This window comes from Sphingobacterium anhuiense (assembly GCF_042686355.1).
Classification (GTDB): domain Bacteria; phylum Bacteroidota; class Bacteroidia; order Sphingobacteriales; family Sphingobacteriaceae; genus Sphingobacterium; species Sphingobacterium anhuiense.
In genome coordinates this window covers 500,158-517,407 of the sequence record NZ_JBHUPE010000001.1, presented here as the reverse complement: position 1 = coordinate 517,407, position 17,250 = coordinate 500,158, and the positions used below count along the sequence as shown (strand labels likewise).

General features: G+C 33.5%; 18 protein-coding genes. 9 read left to right on the top strand and 9 right to left on the bottom strand.

What is annotated here, in order from left to right:
- The first annotated feature begins 110 nt into the window (after positions 1 to 110).
- The 3 genes from ACFS6I_RS02220 to ACFS6I_RS02210 all read left to right on the top strand — a co-directional run bounded on the left by ACFS6I_RS02220 (position 111) and on the right by ACFS6I_RS02210 (position 3,511).
- Positions 111 to 1,619 carry a malate:quinone oxidoreductase gene (locus tag ACFS6I_RS02220; protein ID WP_132845402.1) on the top strand — a complete coding sequence of 503 codons (1,509 nt, stop codon included), beginning with the start codon at positions 111 to 113 and terminating at the stop codon, positions 1,617 to 1,619.
- Positions 1,620 to 1,830: 211 nt separating this feature from the next.
- Positions 1,831 to 2,463 carry a nicotinamide riboside transporter PnuC gene (gene pnuC / locus ACFS6I_RS02215; protein ID WP_183914988.1) on the top strand — a complete coding sequence of 211 codons (633 nt, stop codon included), beginning with the start codon at positions 1,831 to 1,833 and terminating at the stop codon, positions 2,461 to 2,463.
- Positions 2,438 to 3,511: an acyl-CoA dehydrogenase gene (locus ACFS6I_RS02210; RefSeq protein WP_380917892.1), complete on the top strand. Its 1,074-nt coding sequence runs from the start codon at positions 2,438 to 2,440 to the stop codon at positions 3,509 to 3,511. Before pnuC ends, ACFS6I_RS02210 begins: the two co-directional genes overlap by 26 nt.
- Positions 3,512 to 3,546: 35 nt before the next feature.
- Here ACFS6I_RS02210 and ACFS6I_RS02205 read toward each other — a convergent pair whose 3' ends face one another.
- Positions 3,547 to 3,750 (bottom strand): DUF6965 family protein, encoded by a 204-nt coding sequence (locus ACFS6I_RS02205; RefSeq protein WP_021190787.1) that lies wholly within the window; start codon positions 3,748 to 3,750, stop codon positions 3,547 to 3,549.
- A gap of 100 nt (positions 3,751 to 3,850) precedes the next feature.
- Between ACFS6I_RS02205 and ACFS6I_RS02200 the strand changes: the two genes are divergently transcribed.
- On the top strand, positions 3,851 to 4,357 hold the full coding sequence (locus ACFS6I_RS02200) for a GNAT family N-acetyltransferase (RefSeq protein WP_380917890.1): 507 nt from the start codon (positions 3,851 to 3,853) through the stop codon (positions 4,355 to 4,357).
- Positions 4,358 to 4,433: 76 nt separating this feature from the next.
- On the opposite strand, the gene ACFS6I_RS02195 is transcribed toward ACFS6I_RS02200, so the two are convergent.
- Positions 4,434 to 4,859, bottom strand: coding sequence for a hypothetical protein (locus ACFS6I_RS02195; RefSeq protein WP_380917888.1), 426 nt, complete (start codon positions 4,857 to 4,859; stop codon positions 4,434 to 4,436).
- 168 nt (positions 4,860 to 5,027) lie between these two features.
- Positions 5,028 to 5,861, bottom strand: a complete 834-nt coding sequence (locus ACFS6I_RS02190; protein ID WP_132845412.1) for an alpha/beta hydrolase — start codon at positions 5,859 to 5,861, stop codon at positions 5,028 to 5,030.
- 231 nt (positions 5,862 to 6,092) lie between these two features.
- On the opposite strand from ACFS6I_RS02190, the gene ACFS6I_RS02185 reads away from it, so the two are divergent.
- The gene (locus tag ACFS6I_RS02185) at positions 6,093 to 6,656 is read left to right on the top strand and encodes a hypothetical protein (RefSeq protein ID WP_380917886.1); all 564 of its coding nucleotides are present in this window, start codon (positions 6,093 to 6,095) and stop codon (positions 6,654 to 6,656) included.
- A 162-nt stretch (positions 6,657 to 6,818) separates the two neighbouring features.
- Positions 6,819 to 7,289: a hypothetical protein gene (locus ACFS6I_RS02180; RefSeq protein WP_380917884.1), complete on the top strand. Its 471-nt coding sequence runs from the start codon at positions 6,819 to 6,821 to the stop codon at positions 7,287 to 7,289.
- An 89-nt stretch (positions 7,290 to 7,378) separates the two neighbouring features.
- Here ACFS6I_RS02180 and ACFS6I_RS02175 read toward each other — a convergent pair whose 3' ends face one another.
- Positions 7,379 to 8,740: an NAD(P)-binding domain-containing protein gene (locus ACFS6I_RS02175; protein WP_380917882.1), complete on the bottom strand. Its 1,362-nt coding sequence runs from the start codon at positions 8,738 to 8,740 to the stop codon at positions 7,379 to 7,381.
- Between the two features lie 398 nt (positions 8,741 to 9,138).
- Positions 9,139 to 9,684 carry an AAA family ATPase gene (locus tag ACFS6I_RS02170; RefSeq protein WP_380917880.1) on the bottom strand — a complete coding sequence of 182 codons (546 nt, stop codon included), beginning with the start codon at positions 9,682 to 9,684 and terminating at the stop codon, positions 9,139 to 9,141.
- A gap of 252 nt (positions 9,685 to 9,936) precedes the next feature.
- Here ACFS6I_RS02170 and ACFS6I_RS02165 point away from each other — a divergent pair, with 252 nt between their 5' ends.
- The gene (locus tag ACFS6I_RS02165) at positions 9,937 to 10,257 is read left to right on the top strand and encodes a 3-methyl-2-oxobutanoate hydroxymethyltransferase (RefSeq protein WP_380917878.1); all 321 of its coding nucleotides are present in this window, start codon (positions 9,937 to 9,939) and stop codon (positions 10,255 to 10,257) included.
- Between the two features lie 38 nt (positions 10,258 to 10,295).
- A complete protein-coding gene (locus tag ACFS6I_RS02160) occupies positions 10,296 to 11,261 on the top strand; it encodes a bifunctional helix-turn-helix transcriptional regulator/GNAT family N-acetyltransferase (RefSeq protein WP_380917876.1) in 966 nt (321 codons plus the stop codon).
- Positions 11,262 to 11,460: 199 nt separating this feature from the next.
- Here ACFS6I_RS02160 and ACFS6I_RS02155 read toward each other — a convergent pair whose 3' ends face one another.
- From ACFS6I_RS02155 to ACFS6I_RS02140, 4 genes are all read right to left on the bottom strand, one after another.
- Positions 11,461 to 12,021 (bottom strand): DUF4230 domain-containing protein, encoded by a 561-nt coding sequence (locus ACFS6I_RS02155; protein ID WP_021190778.1) that lies wholly within the window; start codon positions 12,019 to 12,021, stop codon positions 11,461 to 11,463.
- 381 nt (positions 12,022 to 12,402) lie between these two features.
- A complete protein-coding gene (locus ACFS6I_RS02150) occupies positions 12,403 to 12,783 on the bottom strand; it encodes a DUF1801 domain-containing protein (protein WP_380917874.1) in 381 nt (126 codons plus the stop codon).
- Between the two features lie 17 nt (positions 12,784 to 12,800).
- Positions 12,801 to 13,247, bottom strand: a complete 447-nt coding sequence (locus tag ACFS6I_RS02145; RefSeq protein WP_045754091.1) for an SRPBCC domain-containing protein — start codon at positions 13,245 to 13,247, stop codon at positions 12,801 to 12,803.
- Positions 13,248 to 13,250: 3 nt separating this feature from the next.
- Entirely contained in the window at positions 13,251 to 13,934 is a 684-nt protein-coding gene (locus ACFS6I_RS02140; protein WP_380917871.1) for a DinB family protein, read from the bottom strand.
- A 671-nt stretch (positions 13,935 to 14,605) separates the two neighbouring features.
- Between ACFS6I_RS02140 and ACFS6I_RS02135 the strand changes: the two genes are divergently transcribed.
- Positions 14,606 to 17,002, top strand: a complete 2,397-nt coding sequence (locus tag ACFS6I_RS02135; RefSeq protein WP_380917869.1) for a GH92 family glycosyl hydrolase — start codon at positions 14,606 to 14,608, stop codon at positions 17,000 to 17,002.
- Positions 17,003 to 17,250 lie beyond the last annotated feature (248 nt).

Below are 17,250 nucleotides of genomic sequence, written 5' to 3'. Positions count from 1 at the left end.
TAATAATAGTATGGTATTTTTGAATAAGTGATTTTAAAAAGTACAGTTTTTTGACAAAAGGATTGCGTTAATATAAAAATCTATATTAAATTTGCATCAATCACGAAGACATGAGTAAAAAAACAAAAAATACCAAAGAGGTAGACGTCGTTTTAATTGGCGCAGGTATCATGAGCGCAACTTTGGGCACACTTATCAATGAGTTAAGCCCAGATATTAAAATAGAGATTTTAGAGCGCTTGGATGTTGTTGCAGCAGAGAGTTCGGATGCATGGAATAATGCTGGAACTGGTCACTCTGCATTATGTGAGTTGAATTATACCCCACAACAAGCGGATGGTTCTGTAAAAATTGATAAAGCAATCAGCATTGCAGAACAATTTGAGGTTTCCAAACAATTTTGGACCTATTTAGTTGATAAAGGGGTCATAACAAAACCTGAAGATTTTATTCGCTCAGTACCTCATATGAGTGCTGTTTTTGGCGAAAAAGATATTGATTTTCTTCGTAAAAGATATGATGCACTATCCAAGAATAACTTGTTTAAAGGCATGGAATATACCGAAGATAAAGCTGTTTTGAATGAGTGGATTCCACTTATGATGAAAGGTCGTCCTGCTGATGATAAAATTGCGGCAACGAAAATGATCTTAGGAACTGATGTGAACTTTGGCGCTCTAACGCGTGATTTGGTACAACATCTAGATGCAAAAGATAATATTACATTACATCTTACACAAGAAGTCCGCGACATTGAACGCAATGACAATGGCACTTGGGAGTTGGAAGTTAAGGATTTGAAAACTGGAGAGAAAAGAACAATTAATGCTAAATTTGTATTCATTGGTGCTGGTGGACATTCTTTATTGCTGTTAGAAAAATCTGGAATTCCCGAATCAAAAGGATATGGTGGTTTTCCAGTTGGTGGACAGTGGTTACGTTGTGTGAATGAGGATGTTATTAGAGATCATAACGCTAAAGTATATGGTAAAGCATCTATCGGTGCTCCTCCGATGTCTGTTCCACATCTTGATACACGCTATATTGATGGTAAGCAGGCCTTATTATTTGGTCCATATGCTGGTTTTTCTACTAAATTCTTAAAACAAGGTTCTTACTTTGATTTACCTGCATCGATTAAGTTGTCGAATATTAAACCGATGTTATCCGTAGGTCGGGATAATATGGATTTGACAAAATATTTGATTTCTGAGGTGATGAAGAGTCCAAAAGATAAATTGGATGCTTTGAAGCAGTTTATGCCTACGGCAAAATTAGAAGACTGGAAAATTGAGGTTGCTGGTCAACGTGTTCAAGTAATCAAAAAAGATGCTAAACATGGCGGTGTTCTTGAATTTGGAACAGAAGTTGTATCCGCAGCAGATGGTTCTATTGCAGCCTTACTAGGAGCTTCACCAGGAGCATCGACTTCTGTCGCTATCATGATTAAATTACTGAAAAGATGTTTTCCTGAACGTGCAAAAGCAGACGAATATCGCAAGAAATTGCGTGAAATGATTCCTTCACATGGGCAATCATTAAATGATAATGTTGAACTGTGTGAAGCCACTAGAAAGCGTACACATACAGCATTAAAATTAGAGAATTTTAAAGATTAATTTCTTTTCACCATACTTATGGGGTGCTTGAAGTATTATTTACTGTTACAGGCTGAGATTATACCCAATAACAACAATTGCTCATCACAGTGAGCAATTGTTGTTATATACCTGATCCGGATAATGCTGGCGTAGGGATTTTAATTTCACAAATCGTGCATTTATAGCGACTCCCTAAGTGTGTATTGTTTTTATTTTACACACATATTAAATGCAGTTAAATCAAATTTTAAACGATTTTTTTCAGCAGGTTAAAGCTACATCCCTCGCAGAATGGCTAGCAGTAGGCTTTGGTATATTGCAGGTTTGGTTTGCAAAGTCTAATAAACCTATTAATTACCTTTTTGGTATTTCTGGTATTGTGATATCCATTTACGTTTTATATTTCGCAAAACTATACGGTGAAATTGCCTTAAACATGTATTACTTATTAATGAGTATTTATGGTTGGATTTACTGGCAACAAAATAGTAATCATCAACATATCATATCGACTGCATCACGTAAGGACTGGATTATTGTCTTATTGATATGTATTATAGGATTTACCGTATTCTATTTCGGATTGTTACATGCTACAGATTCAGATGTTCCGCTATGGGATGCCTTGGTATCTTGTACTGCATGGGCAGGCATGTGGTTGCTGGCAAAGCGGAAAATAGAAAATTGGATATTATTAAATATTAGTAATCTCATGGCGATCCCTTTGCTTTATCATAAAGATTTACTACTATTCGCAGCATTGACTGTATTTTTATTTGTGATGGCTTTCTTTGGTTATTTTAACTGGAAGAGAATTCTTAAACGTGAACTAACATATGATACTTACTCAAGATCAAATTAATCTGATAAAAGACCAACAACACGAGGCAATTTCTTTAAAAAAGATGACTGCAAAGCAGTTAGATTTGGCAATTAGTGAAAAATGGTTTAAAATTTGGGTTCCGAAATCTCTTGGTGGATTGGGATTAACTCTTTTAGATGGAGTGAAATTTTTAGAAGAATTAGCCTATCATGACGGTGGTTTATCATGGACGGTAACTTTATGTTCGGGAGCTAATTTATTTGTCGGTTTTATTGATCCGAAAATAGGAACAGAAATTTTTCAAAATCCGGCAGTTTGTTTAGGAGGAAGTGGACGTGCATCTGGATATGCAGAAAGAGCGGATGGGGGATATCGTATTCATGGCCATTGGAAATATGCTACTGGAGCTCCGCATTTAAGTCATTTTACCGCAAATTGTATCATTACGGAAGATGGTAAACCTGTGCTCGATAAAAACGGTCAGCAAATGATCCATTCGTTCTTTTTTGACCGGGATGATGTACTGATTCATTATGATTGGGATACTTTTGGATTAGAATGCACGGCTAGCCATAGTTTTTCTGTTGAAAATCATTTTGTGGGAAACTCTCGTAGTTTTTTGATTAATGAATCTGAAAGTACCTGGCCTGATCTTCTGTATCGGTATCCATTCATTCCTTTTGCGGAATTAACCTTGCTGAGTAATTTTATCGGGATGTATAACCGATTTATAGATCTTGTTGAAAAGTATTATATTGTAAAATCTCAAGATGTAGATTGGTTAAAAGACAAAGGTAAAAATCTGTTTAAACGTTTGGACGAGATGCAATCCGATTTTAATGAACGTAAGAATCAGATTTATTGTTTGACAGAACAATCTTGGGATAATATATTGCAGGGTTTTGAAAACCGGGATGTTTATGAGAAGATCGCAGTTGCAAGCCGGATTTTTGTGTCTGTAATTAAAAATAATACTGTGGAATTATTTCCTGGTTGCGGGATAGTCGCGGCGCAACGCGAACAGGAAATGAACATTGTCTTCAGAAATATTTTTACCGCAACTCAACATAGCTTGTTGCAGCAATAAGACGATTTGTAATTCTTAAAATGTTGTCATTGTGGTTATTGATTTTCAATAGCTTTCTTTAAGTTTATTAAACGCACATAGGAAGGACATTTTTCTAACTCTCTGTTCCAGCGATCAAGTGCCGCTAAGTTTGCCTGCAGAAATTTAGGTAAATCAAAGATATGCATATCCACTGTAATTTGTATTTCATTTGGTAATGAAACCGTATTAAAATATTCTTTTAGCTCTTCAATAGTCATGCATCAAAGATAAAACTATAATGTGACAGAAAAAACTTATGAATGGACAATATTGTAGTTTAATCATCTATATTTATAAGGAAAACTATATTTTAACTGCATGATTATAGAAAAAAGTACTCCTCACGACTTGTCTGCACATATGGAATTGTATGAGCAGGCAATTGCCTATCAACATGCTTTAGGAAAAGTGAATTGGAAAGGATTTGACGCTCGAGCTGTACTTGAAGAGATAAAAAATGGACAACATTATAAGATTGTTCTGGATAATCAAATCGCTTGTGTCTTTTTATTGACAGCTTCAGATCCTATTATATGGCAAGAGAAAGACAAAGATCCGGCAATTTATATTCACCGTATAGCGACAAATCCAGAGTTTAGAGGTCAGAATTTTGTCAATATTATTATAGAATTTGTTAAAGACCTGGCCAGAAAAGAGCGTAAAAGCTTTATTAGAATGGATACCACCGCAGGAAATGAACGCTTGAATCAATATTACGAGAAATGTGGGTTTACAATTGTTGATGTAGTTACTATTAAAGAGGCTGTTGATATGCCAGCTCATTATCAAAATAATTCTTTTACATTATTCGAAATGCTATTATAACATATTTTGGTAGGCTGTTTATGTAGGAAGTTTCTTTTCTTTGTGCTTTAAAAAAACTACAATAAAAGTTTCTGGATTAGTTCTTCTGCGATTTTAGTTTTAATCCCAATTTTCCACCCAAGTATGCCATTGGGATATAAGCTATGGTTAAATCTATTACTGTGTACCACAATGGAGAGGGCAACATAAAGACACTTGCTACACCACCCGCTAGGAAAAATAAAGCTATTATAAAAGCAAAACTAAGCTTTTTGCCTTTTACTAGCCACGTTGTTATACATGCTCCGACTAAAGTTCCGATGGCATGTGCTAAAAAGGGAAAAATAAAATGTTTTGGTTCAAACATATGCATTGATGCTTTTAGTCCTTCTGTCGTGGTTACATCTGCACCATCTGGTGGAGGTATGATAGAACTACTGATTGTAATAAATATCATATTAACTATACTGCCAATGACCACGCCCGCCACTATCGCTAATAAATTTCTCAAAATAGTATTCATAAACCGATTTTTAGGAGATGAAATTTATAATTGACGCTTTCTCAATTATCGTATTGATGTTGAAAGTCTAGTAAATTTAACATATTTTCAGGATATTACTTGCTATAAAAAATTGAAAGTTAATCGAACTAGCACCGTCTAAAAATTACAAATTGATTTTAATATTATTTAGTTTTTAGGGTATAATTTTTTGAAAGCATTATATACTGCCTGGTGTACGATCGTTGCATGTAATTCAGTTGGTAAGTAATCAAATGATAAATTGATATTATTGTTTTGCTTTAATGATTGTGAAAACTTTATTGATTCATTATACATTTTTATATCTTCATCTTTATTTGGAACTCCTAAATATACGCTAAGTGATTTTTTGATGTTAGTATTTAATAAATTTGCCGTTTCAAATAAGAGCTTTTGCTCTCCCCACCATAAACTAGGCGCAATAATAATATATTTAGTAAATAAATCAGGTTGTTTTAAGAGTATTTCAGACGCTAATAGACCAGCTAATGATTCTCCAATAACAGTACGGTGTTTATTAGCGTTATATTTATTTTCCATATAGGGCTGTAGTTCCTTTTGAAGAAATGAAATGTAAGCTTCAGATTTTCCGTATTGTGGAAAATTCTCTTTTTTAAAACCTTCTTTTTCCAGGAAGTCCAAGTTGGACACTGCAAATGTGAAATCTCTCTTTCTGTTCGTATTTTCGATACCGACAACAATTGATTTTGGAAACTGCGCAATCCAGGGTTGTGTATAATAGCGAACGATTCCAACTATATGAATAAAATCTTCTTCTATGCCACCATCTAATATGTAAATTATTGGATATTTAATTGTATCAGCAACATGATATCCTTCTGGTAGATATATGTTTATTGTCCTATTTTCTTTGAGTATTGTAGAGTATATCTGATCAGTTTGTCCGATCGTAATGTTTTTTTGAGCAGATAGGTTATTTGCTGCAAACATAAACGCAATGAATAGTTGAATGTATTTCATCAATAGCTGTATTGTGTTAAAGACACTTATTTTGGTTTTTGCAAAGACAGAATAAGAGTACAAAAAGATTGTTAAAATTACGAGATTATAAAATAGCTTTTAAGTGATAATCGTGTTTTTTTATTTTAATCTATGTAATCATTCAAAATTAGCGGAAAACAGGGGTTTTAGTCTTTTAGGATTTACTTTACTTTGTGTTATTAATTTAAAATTTTATTATACACGTTTTACATGACTAGATTGATTATGACTTTGGGCTTATTATTTACTTCTATAATGAGTTTTTGTCAACAACTGGAAGTTAGTATCATCCAAGGTGGGGAAATAATCTCCAACACTTTTGATCAGTATAAACTTGCTAAATCTCCATTCACTTTTCAAATAAACTCAGAAGGGATGGAAGGCTTTTTAATAGGGGCAACATTGGATAAGGATGTTTATCTCGCAGCATTGGGCATTATTGATCATGAAGTTTCATGGTTTGAAAATACTGGAATGGCAGATGAGCAATTTAATCCAAATCAAACTTTAACGTTGAGTAACGATGTACCAAGTTACTGGTATTTTACATCAGCTCAAGATCATCGGTTTGATCCCAATGCGAAAGGTACTGCTAAAAGCTGGACAGGGAATCGTACTATTGACAAAATCGATATTTTGGAAGCAGATAAATTGATATCAGTTACAGATTTAACACAACCAATTTACGTCATTTTTTATCAAGCTGAATATGATGAAAATTATAGTTTAGTAGATAAAGAAATAGTTTTTAAAGGTGAATTTACTTTTTTGTAAAAGATGTCATTTTCCTTACTTATGAGCCTTGTAAGTAGTATTGACAATCGTTTTTAAATTATATTATTTATTCTTAGATTTCTTTGCTTTGAATTCCTATATACAATAATTAAACACTATAAGCATTTGATTGTTATGTATATAAGTAATGAAGAGATTTTTATGGAGAATGATAAAAAAAGTTTGAATGCGCGTGTTGTTCGATACAATAAGCATTACGGATTTTTAGAAAATCCTCAAAAATTTAGCATAGAGAGTGATCCACATCGATTGGTAATAAGAAATTATGCTTTACGTAATAATAGACGTGAACTATATGAAGAATACATTCGAAATCAATATCCAGAAAAAGTAGTAAAAGAATTAGGAGAGTTTGATTCTTGTTTAATGTATTTAAAATTTTTAAATAAGGAAGAAGCTAAAAATTGGTTTCTATCGAATGATACAAAAGTAGTGGAGTCTGATATAGAAGCAGTGGAAAATGATGCTATTTTGCGAATGCTTTTTGTTGAAGATGAACAGGATCAAAAAGACCTTTTAAACGCAGAACAATCCTATATTTTAAATAGGGTCACTCCAGAATCAATTTTGAAAATGCGTGATAATTTTTGGATTGACACGCGTATATGTTAGTCTTAATAACTATTGATTTTAATAAAAGAAGGAAGCTTTAGCTTCCTCCTTTTATTAAAATGTATTCAAATATCAGTTTAGAAATTTTATTAAATAGCAGATTCTTTACTTTCTTCAAGATAGTTCTCAAGGCTATCATCAAGTTCATCCATCCATGCTGTATGATGAGTTTCTGCTTGAGTTCCATCTATGACCGATGTATAGATTTGATCTCGATAATTTAAAATATTATTTTCTTTGTCCTTTAACCAATTTTTAAACATGCTGCCCACTTTGTCAACATTAAAGTTTGGGTAATTTGTATAACTCATTAGATCTTTGATGTAATTTGTTTGAAAATCAACATGATCTTCTCCTGTTTTTGTAAGTGCTTCATCATCCATCCATTTTTTGATTTCTTTAATGCGTTCTTTTTTAGGTGGCAACGGGATTTTTCCTAGCATGTAATCACGCGCAAACCAAGCTTGTGTATCAAACATATTGAAAGTATAATATTGATCTTGCATTCCTAAAAATATTAGACGTTCATTATGATTAAAGATTACTCCTTTAAACAAGTCATCTGGATATAGACAATTATTGGTTTTTAATCGCATATTATCAGGTAAAAATGGGAATTTATGTTGATAGCCAGTACATAATATGACCGCATCAAACTCTTCTTGACTGCCATCTTCGAAGTACGCTATACTATCTTCAAAATGAGATAATTTTGCTTTCTCCTTTATGCCATCCGGCCAGTTGCAGCCAATCGGACTTGTTCTATAAGCTATTGTCACAGATTTACTTCCGTGCTTGTAGCATTGTACGCCAATATCTTCAGCGGAATAACTACTTCCGATAAGGAGTAAGCGCTGATCTTTAAATTGGTCAGCACCTCGAAAATCATGTGCATGCATAACTGCGCCGGGGAAATTCTCTATTCCTTTAAAGTAAGGGAGATTAGGGGTGGAAAAATGACCAGTACCTACAACTAAATAATCGAAAAATTCTTCAAAAGTTTCATTCTTTTTTAGATTATCAAAGATAACTCTAAACTGTTTTTTGTCTTCAATATAATCCACCCATCTTGCAACGGTATTAAATTGGATGTAATCTCTGGCATTGCTTTGATTGATACGTCCCTGGATATAATCAAAAAGTACTTCTCGCGGAGGGTAGGAGGATATTGTTTGACCGAAATGTTCTGTGAATGTATAATCTGCAAATTCAAGACATTCTTTTGGACCATTTGACCATAAGTATTTGTACATGCTACCATGTAGGGGTTCTCCGTATTTACCAACACCTGTCCGCCAGGTAAAGTTCCACATTCCACCCCAATTGTCCTGTTTTTCGTAGCATTTAATTTCTGGGATGGGATTACCTTTTTTCTGTTCCGATTCAAATGCTCGTAGCATAGCTAGCCCACTGGGGCCAGCACCAATAATTCCAACTTTAAAATTTGTCATATAATATAATTAACATGTATACTCATCTAAAATAGATGAGTGCAATAATTCGTCTTTAAAATCGAATTTTTAATTCTAGACCATACTTCCAAATGAGTATGCAGATGAAGAGATTTTTTTATAATCTCTAAAATAGATGGCAAAAGCCAATAAGATACACAACTTATGCTTTGTTGCGATAAGTAAATGACTAGAAACTATTTTTCAAAAAAAATATCTCTATGCTGTCAATATGGCTAAGTTAACCAAAATTTGGATAGGTATCAAGGATTGGTCAAATGTAACTGCACTATTATTACGAATTTTGATCGTTGAAATTTTTTTTCATTTTGACAAATGATCGAGATGAATTTTTTTATTTTGAGGGACTGCTCAGAAATATTGAGATCTGGAAAAGTCTATATATGCTTCAATATAAAATCTACCCTTAGATCAACAGCTCCTATAGGTACTTCTATTACATTATAACCATTATCAAAATAAGTTTTTTTCATAATTTCAAAAGTATAGAGAGCTTCTTCCCATGATTGTTTTCTTTCATCGTCAGTTGTATAGATTTGCGCCCAAGGGGGAAGTATAAATACAGTGCTATTGTATTTATGGGTTTTTGCATTTTGAAGCGTTTCAGTGGGAATTTTGAAGTTAATCATTTCTGCATAACAAATGGTGTCTACTATACCACGATCAAAGAAGTAAATGTTATCGTTCTTATTGGATATTGCATGATAGCTTTTTATTGATGCGTTAAGCAGTAATAAAGCATATAAATCTTTATTTTTCCAAGGTAAAGCATCTCCTTTTCTTAAAATCTGCTGTTTAATGATTGATCGGGCATCTTCTGCAACTGTAGAATATCCTTTAGACTTTAAAGCATCAATCAAGGTAGTTTTGCCCACTCCAGGCCCTCCTGTGATGACATAAAAGTTATTTTTACGTTTATTCATTTTGTTTTTTGTGTATTAATAATTGTTATTTTTTGAAGGTAAGTTCTTGTACTGATTATAGTTATTTGTTTGAGTAATATCGTAACGGATAGAAGGAGATTCGTAAAGTTAAGTAAATCATTAAATAGGTAGGTTTTGAAATGGAAAATTAAGAGGTGACAAATAAAAAATTTTTAGAAAAATAAATATTTTAATATATTTGCATAATCAGTTATGTAATTGGTTATAGTGTTTAGTATTTATTTTGTCAATATGTCAAACTATTTAAAGAAAACATCTAAAAACACAAAAAGAACGCTACAACAGATGAAAGATCGTGGTGAAAAAATTCCATCACATACTGCAACAAAGATTTCAGATATGCTAAAAATACCAACAATTGGAATTGCTGCTGGCTCTGGAGTGGATGGACAGGTTCTGGTTATACAGGATGTTATGGGAATGAATGATGAATTTTCGCCCAAGTTTTTACGTCGATACGCAGATTTACATACGGTAATGTCTGAAGCTACCCGTCATTATATTGAGGACGTCAAATCAGTTTCTTTTCCCAATCAAAGCGAAAGTTATTAGCGATAAGCAAGTATAAAATTATAAATCAAACAAATAGAATGGATTTTTTTAACAAGACAGGTAAAATGGCTTTAGGTAGCAGGCTTCGATTGCTGACCAATAAAGTAACAGAAGATGCTGCACAGATATACGAACTTTACCACGTGGAATTTTTACCGAAATGGTTTCCTGTTTTCTTTATTTTGGCTGAAGAAGGCGAAAAAACAATAACTGAAATAGCAAATGAAATTGGACATTCTCAACCTTCCGTTACGAAAATAATAAGAGAAATGACTTCTGCGGGATTGGTCAAAGATAACTTATTGACACATGATAAGCGTCGAAATGTTGTAGGTTTGACTGAAAAAGGAAAGAAGTTGAACGATAAGGTACGGGTTTCATGTCAAGATGTCGATGCGGCAATTGAAATGATAATCGAGGAAGCAACACATAATCTTTGGGAAGCAATAGAAGAATGGGAGTTTCTTTTGGAACAAAAGTCTCTGCTTAAGCGAGTAAATGAACAAAAAAAAATACGGGAAAGTCAAGCTGTAGAAATTGTTCCGTATAAACCGGAATATCAGGAGGCCTTTCGGTCGCTCAATGAAGAATGGATTTCTACTTATTTTGAAATGGAAGAGGCTGATTATAAAGCGTTAAATAATCCTCAAGATTATATTTTGGATAAGGGGGGGGTAATATTGGTCGCACTTTATAACAATAAGCCTGTAGGGGTTTGTGCTTTGATTAAAATGCATCAAGAAGATTATGATTATGAAATGGCTAAAATGGCAGTTTCACCGAGCGCACAAGGGAAAAATATTGGATTTCTACTGGGGCAGGCGGTATTAAAGAAGGCAAAGGAATTAGGAGCGCAAAATTTGTATTTAGAAAGTAATACTATTTTAAAGCCAGCAATTAATTTATATCATAAATTAGGATTTCAAAAAATAGCAGGACGAAATACGCCTTATAAACGTTGTAATATACAAATGGCATTGCATTTAGATCGTTCATATCAATAGATTGATTTCATTTTAAGTTTTAGAACTGTTTATCGACTTCATAAATAATCATGACTATTTATGAAGTTGATTCCTAAAAAAAATAATTCGTTTTATTTTTTTTGATGTGAAATTTTGATCTAATTATGATGTTATGATTTAATCATAACTTCCGATTTGCGCGTTTATTGATTACAATTAAAATATGTTAATCGATGTATTATTCAAAAGACAAACTAATTTTATTAAAACCTAGTCCTTTAAGTAAAGGGGTGAAAACATTTAGCGCATTTGCTCGGGTTTGTTGCAATATGTCTGATTTTTTTACCTCGGTTGCAATCTCCTTTTCCGCATTTTTATAGGCTTCATCTACAAGGTCAGCTTCTCGAAAGAATGCCATTTTGGTGTCGTAAACTCGGGAAGATTTATGATCTATCTTTATGTAGCAAATTTCAGGTAAAGGTAAACGCATAGAAACAGAGTCTCCAAAAACTTCAATATCTTCTTGTTTAACTTTTGTTAAATCGATACATCCAACGGCATCTGCTTTTATGATCAGTAGTACACTTGCGTCGGGTAAAAATGTTGTAATATTTTTATGTTCAACAACATCGCTAAATCTATATTTGACCAATTCAAGCTTGCCCATTGCTTCTATTCGCTCGATCAAAAGTTGATGTGTTGTAACTTTTGTAGTTTTGTTTTCAAACTTAGACCATAGCAACCATCCGAAGACCGCAATAATAGCTAATAAGAATATTACTTTTAAAAATCTTGCCATAACTTAATACAATCAATTTATAGACCAACAATTACTTTATATATGTAAAATTTTTATTTCATTACGATTTTATGTGATGTATCATAGCTTAACGTATAGGTATATAATAAGCTACATTGGCTATTTGATATGTGCATATTGTGCATAGAAAAGGTATAGAAGGCCTGTTTGTTTAGTGGATCTAGTATCATCGTATAGTTCATGTTGTATGATACTAGGCTAGTCCTTGTGCGGTGCAAGTGTGATCGTATAGTCCCTGTTGTATGATCCTAGGGTTGTACTTGGGTGGGGGGTGTGCTCATAGAATTGATCGTGTATGATCCTAGATTAACCTATTGTTATTCTTTATAATAGGGTAGCTACATGGTTGAGGATTTTTGTTTATGTATTTTTTGTATTTGTTTTCAGTAATCCGGTTCTATAAAGATTCAGTGCTTCTTGCATGATGTGATTGATCGTAACTAAATCGAAATCTGCGTTGGGATCAACATAAAAAACTTTCATTTTAGAACGATTTCCCGATTCAAGAGCTGGAATATCTAAATGTCTGCCTTCTACCATCATGATATAGGGAATATCTTTTTTTGAATCTATTGACAGATAACAAAATATTCTATTTTTATAGCAGAAACAGGGCATGCCCCATTTCTGCGTTTCTGTTATAAGCGGATCCAATCTGAGAATAATTTCTTTTAATGCTAGTAAACAACTTTTTATTGGTTCTTTTTTACTGTGATAGTAATTCTCAATTGTTTCAAACATAATCAATAGTATATATATTATTCGCAAATTTCTTTTAATCTTGATAAGGCTTTGGGCCAAGTTTCATCAAAGTAAGATAGGTATTCTTCTGTGGTATCTACTTTAACAGTTACATTTGTTATTCCATTATGTTCTTTAAAATGATAGTTCTCTGTACCACCTGCCCAGCTTTCGACTGCAGGTCCCTCTGTGATTTCTATATCTCCATCCAATATACCGTAATGATAAATGGAAACAAATTCATTAGGGATATTTTCTAAAATTTTAGCTACCATACCTTCACGTTTACCATCTTTATTTTGTCCAATAAAGTAAATTTTATCACCTTTATTCCATCCTCCTTCATAATCTGATGTAGGGTTGAATTCGGAAGTCCATAATTTATAGGTTTCTTTATCTAGCATTTTGTGAAATACTACAGAAGCTGGTGCGTGAATATCGATTTGATATGTTTGGTTTTTCATGATTTATTTTTTTGGAAAATTTGGATCTGCTAATACTTCTTCAATCTGTTTGGTGTGTCTAGCACAGTGAGCGGCGATAAAAAGTAGGTTTTGATAACCATCAACTACGCCTGTTGGGTACTCACTGATGTGATTACGAAGGTCATCTATATTTGCATTTTTGATGTATAATAAAACAGGCTCTCTAGCCGCTAGAAAGTCTTTTATTGCTACTTGGCTATTTTTATATTTTCCTGTGGGTTGCAGTTCTTTTGGCGCCTGAAATTTTTGACTTCGATCAGTCATCATGTTTATGAGACCTTGATCAGTTGATTTGACTTCATTTTTCCGGTTAGGCTGTGGCGCTTTTCCCAATTCTTTTTTTGCCATTTCAAATAACAGACTTTCTGAGCGTATGATATGCTCTAGACATTGACCTATTGACCATTTTCCTTCTCCAGGACTAAATTGTAGTTGTGCTTCACTTAATCCTGATATGTCATCTTTTAATGATTTCGTTGTGTATTGAAAATATTGGATTAATGAATCAATATTTCCTTGCTGATTTAAAATGACAGAAGGGGCGTTTTGTTCAGTTATTCGCGTAACGTTATTTATTACAGCAATTTTATCAGCAGCTTTGGCCATGATAAAGGGAAGAGTTATACTCACACCTAGTGCAAGCATAAATTTTATTAGTACTTTCATTTTTTTTAAATTGGTGAAGTGTGCAAATTCCATTGTTATCTAGTTTATTTTTTTAGATCCTGACGGTAAACCGTTCATACTTGTTTCTATTTCAAATAATTAATTTTAACAATTATAGCTTTATTTTGTTTAGCACTGCTTGCCATAGGACAAGAAATAAAAACACGCGTATTGAATAGTAAAAGTGAAGATTTAAATTAGAGAAAAGATTAAAATAATACTGCTCCATCTTAAATAAAAAGAAGTATGTGCTGAATTTCGTTTAAGAATGTCTCTGTATTGTATGATCTTCTAATTATATGTATTATTGTAGCTAGGATAATCCTTATTTTTTATTTGATGAGAATAGGTGCATTCTTAATCTTTGATGAGCGCGCATCCATATTTCACAGATAAGTCTACACATCTGATGTGGATTCAATTGATTTTTTATACGAAATTATTCGAATGCTACGATCACTCCTATGAGAAGAGAGCTCAAGGTCATCTTTTCTTGACATGTAGATGATTAAAATTGATATAATGATCTGGAAACCTGAATGAAAAAGTAAGCCGTGGGAAGGAGACAGATTAGGGTAATTCTCAAATTAATAACGTAGATCGATAATTTAAATGCTAAAAAGATTGTGACATTCCTATTTAAATGGCGCAATAATAATTTATTAAAATAAATGAAAATAAAAAGCTTAGTTACTTTGAAAGATTTTAGAATTGTCAAATCATGGTTAAATAGTACATACAAAACCATTAAATTTGGTCGTATTTGTACAGAGTCTCTACCAGAACGACAAACAGTACTTAATTTAAATAAAACTATAAATTGGCGTAGTCTCGGTCATAGTTTTATTTTTCTCTTTCTTTCGCATGCGACATTGGCGCAAAAAAAACCAGTAGAATATGTTAATCCATTTATTGGAACAACTAACTATGGTACGACTAATCCGGGTGCACAGGTTCCGCAGGGGCTGATGAACGTTTCGCCTTTTAATGTCATGGGGTCATCTTTGAACAAATTTAATAAGGATGCACAATGGTGGTCTACTCCCTATGAATATAATAATAAGTTTTTTACGGGATTTTCTCATGTTAACCTGAGCGGTGTAGGATGTCCAGATATGGGGAGTCTTTTGCTGATGCCAACAACAGGCCGTCTTGATGTCGATTATCGGAATTATGGAAGTACTTACAAAAATGAAAGTGCCGCACCGGGTTACTATACCAATTTTTTAGAAAAATATGGTGTGAAAACTGAAGCTACAGCGACACTACGAACAGGAATTTCCAGATTTACCTTTCCGAAGGGGAAAAGCCATATTTTACTTAATTTAGGTGAAGGGTTAACGAATGAAACGGGAGCTACGATGCGATTTGTTAACGATCGAGAGATTGAAGGTTCAAAGTTATTGGGATCATTTTGTTATGTTAATAATCAAGCTGTATATCCGATTTATTTTGTCTTAAGGTTGAGTAAGAAACCTTCGGAAAAGGGATACTGGAAATTTCAGAAGCAAGGAGAAGTTTGGGAAAACGATTGGAATAAGGATGCTGGAAAGTATAAAGTTTTTACAGCATATCATAACGAAATGTCTGGGGATGATATTGGTGCTTATTTAAGCTTTGAAACTTCTGAAAACGAGCAGGTTGAAGTTCAGGTAGGAGTCTCCTTCGTAAGTATTGAAAATGCAAGACAAAATTTAGATCAAGAACAACCCAAAGGCGGATTTGATCAAATCAGATTAGCCGCTTCTAAGAGATGGAATGAAGATTTGTCGAAAATCGAAGTCGAAGGTGGTACTGAAGATCAGAAAACAGTCTTCTATACAGCATTGTACCATGCGCTAATACATCCAAATATTCTTCAGGATGTTAATGGACAATATCCCGCTATGGAGACCCGTCAAACATTAAAAACGTCAGGAAATCGTTATACTGTATTTTCTCTATGGGATACTTACCGCAATGTCCAACCGTTAATGAGTCTATTGTTTCCTGACCGACAAACAGAGATGATCCGTTCTATGATCGATATTTATAAAGAAAGCGGATGGATGCCTAAATGGGAGCTTTATGGTCGCGAATCTTATACCATGGATGGAGATCCCGCAATTCCCGTTATCGTTGATGCATGGATGAAAGGTATTCGAGATTATGATCATGAAGCTGCATATGAGGCGTTTTATAAATCAGCAACAACTATAGATAGTACCAATAAAATTCGTCCTGATAATGCTGATTATGTAAAATACGGTTACGTACCACTACGTGCCAAATTTGATAACTCAGTGTCTCATTCAATTGAGTATTTCCTTGCGGACTGGAACCTTTCACAGTTCGCGGCTTCACTAGGAAAGAAAGAAGATGCTAAAATGTTTGCTGAGCGGGCAAAAGGTTATAAGCACTACTATTCAAAAGAGTATGGAACTTTTAGACCTATACTTCCTGATGGTAAATTTCTAACCCCTTTTGATCCTTTGCAAGGTGCTAATTTCGAACCAAATCCTGGTTTTCATGAAGGAAATGCCTGGAATTATACTTTTGCCATTCCACATGATATTGCTGGACTAGTGAAATTAATGGGGGGTAAGCGTAATTTTGTGGAAAAACTTCAAGCCACTTTTGATAAAGGATATTTTGACGTTACTAATGAACCTGATATGCTTTATCCGCATATCTTTTCGGAAATCGAGGGGGAGGAGTGGCGTACTCAAAAATTAGTAACGGAGATTTTAGAAACTCATTTTAAGAATGCTCCAGGAGGAATACCTGGTAATGACGATACAGGCACAATGTCTACTTGGGCATCTATGAATATGATGGGAATATATCCGTTATGTCCAGGGAGGCCGGAGTACACGGTTGTAACTCCGGTATTCGATAAGGTGACGATACATTTAGATGCAAAATATCATCACGGTAAAGATAAGTTGATTATCAGAAGGGATCGTAAAGGTGATGCAGGGTTTATTAACGGTATTTCAATTGATGGGAAAAAAGTAAAGGGCTTTAAAATTTCTCACCATGATCTTGTTAATAGTAATGAAATTGTAATTACTACTGGAAATCGTTGATATATGTTTTTTAACAGTGAATTACTTGAAAAAAATAGCCTTAGGGCTATTTTTTTTTTTGATCTCAGTATTCCAACTTAGTTCGATAATCTTTATTCTTTCTAATCATTTGCATCTTTTCTTTAGCTTCATTCTGATTTTTTTTTAATAACTATTGAAGTTGATATTTTTTATTGATGATCGTATAGGATAAAGTAAAAGTATTTTAGGTGGAAGTATTCATTTTTTATTATTTTGTGACTATAATA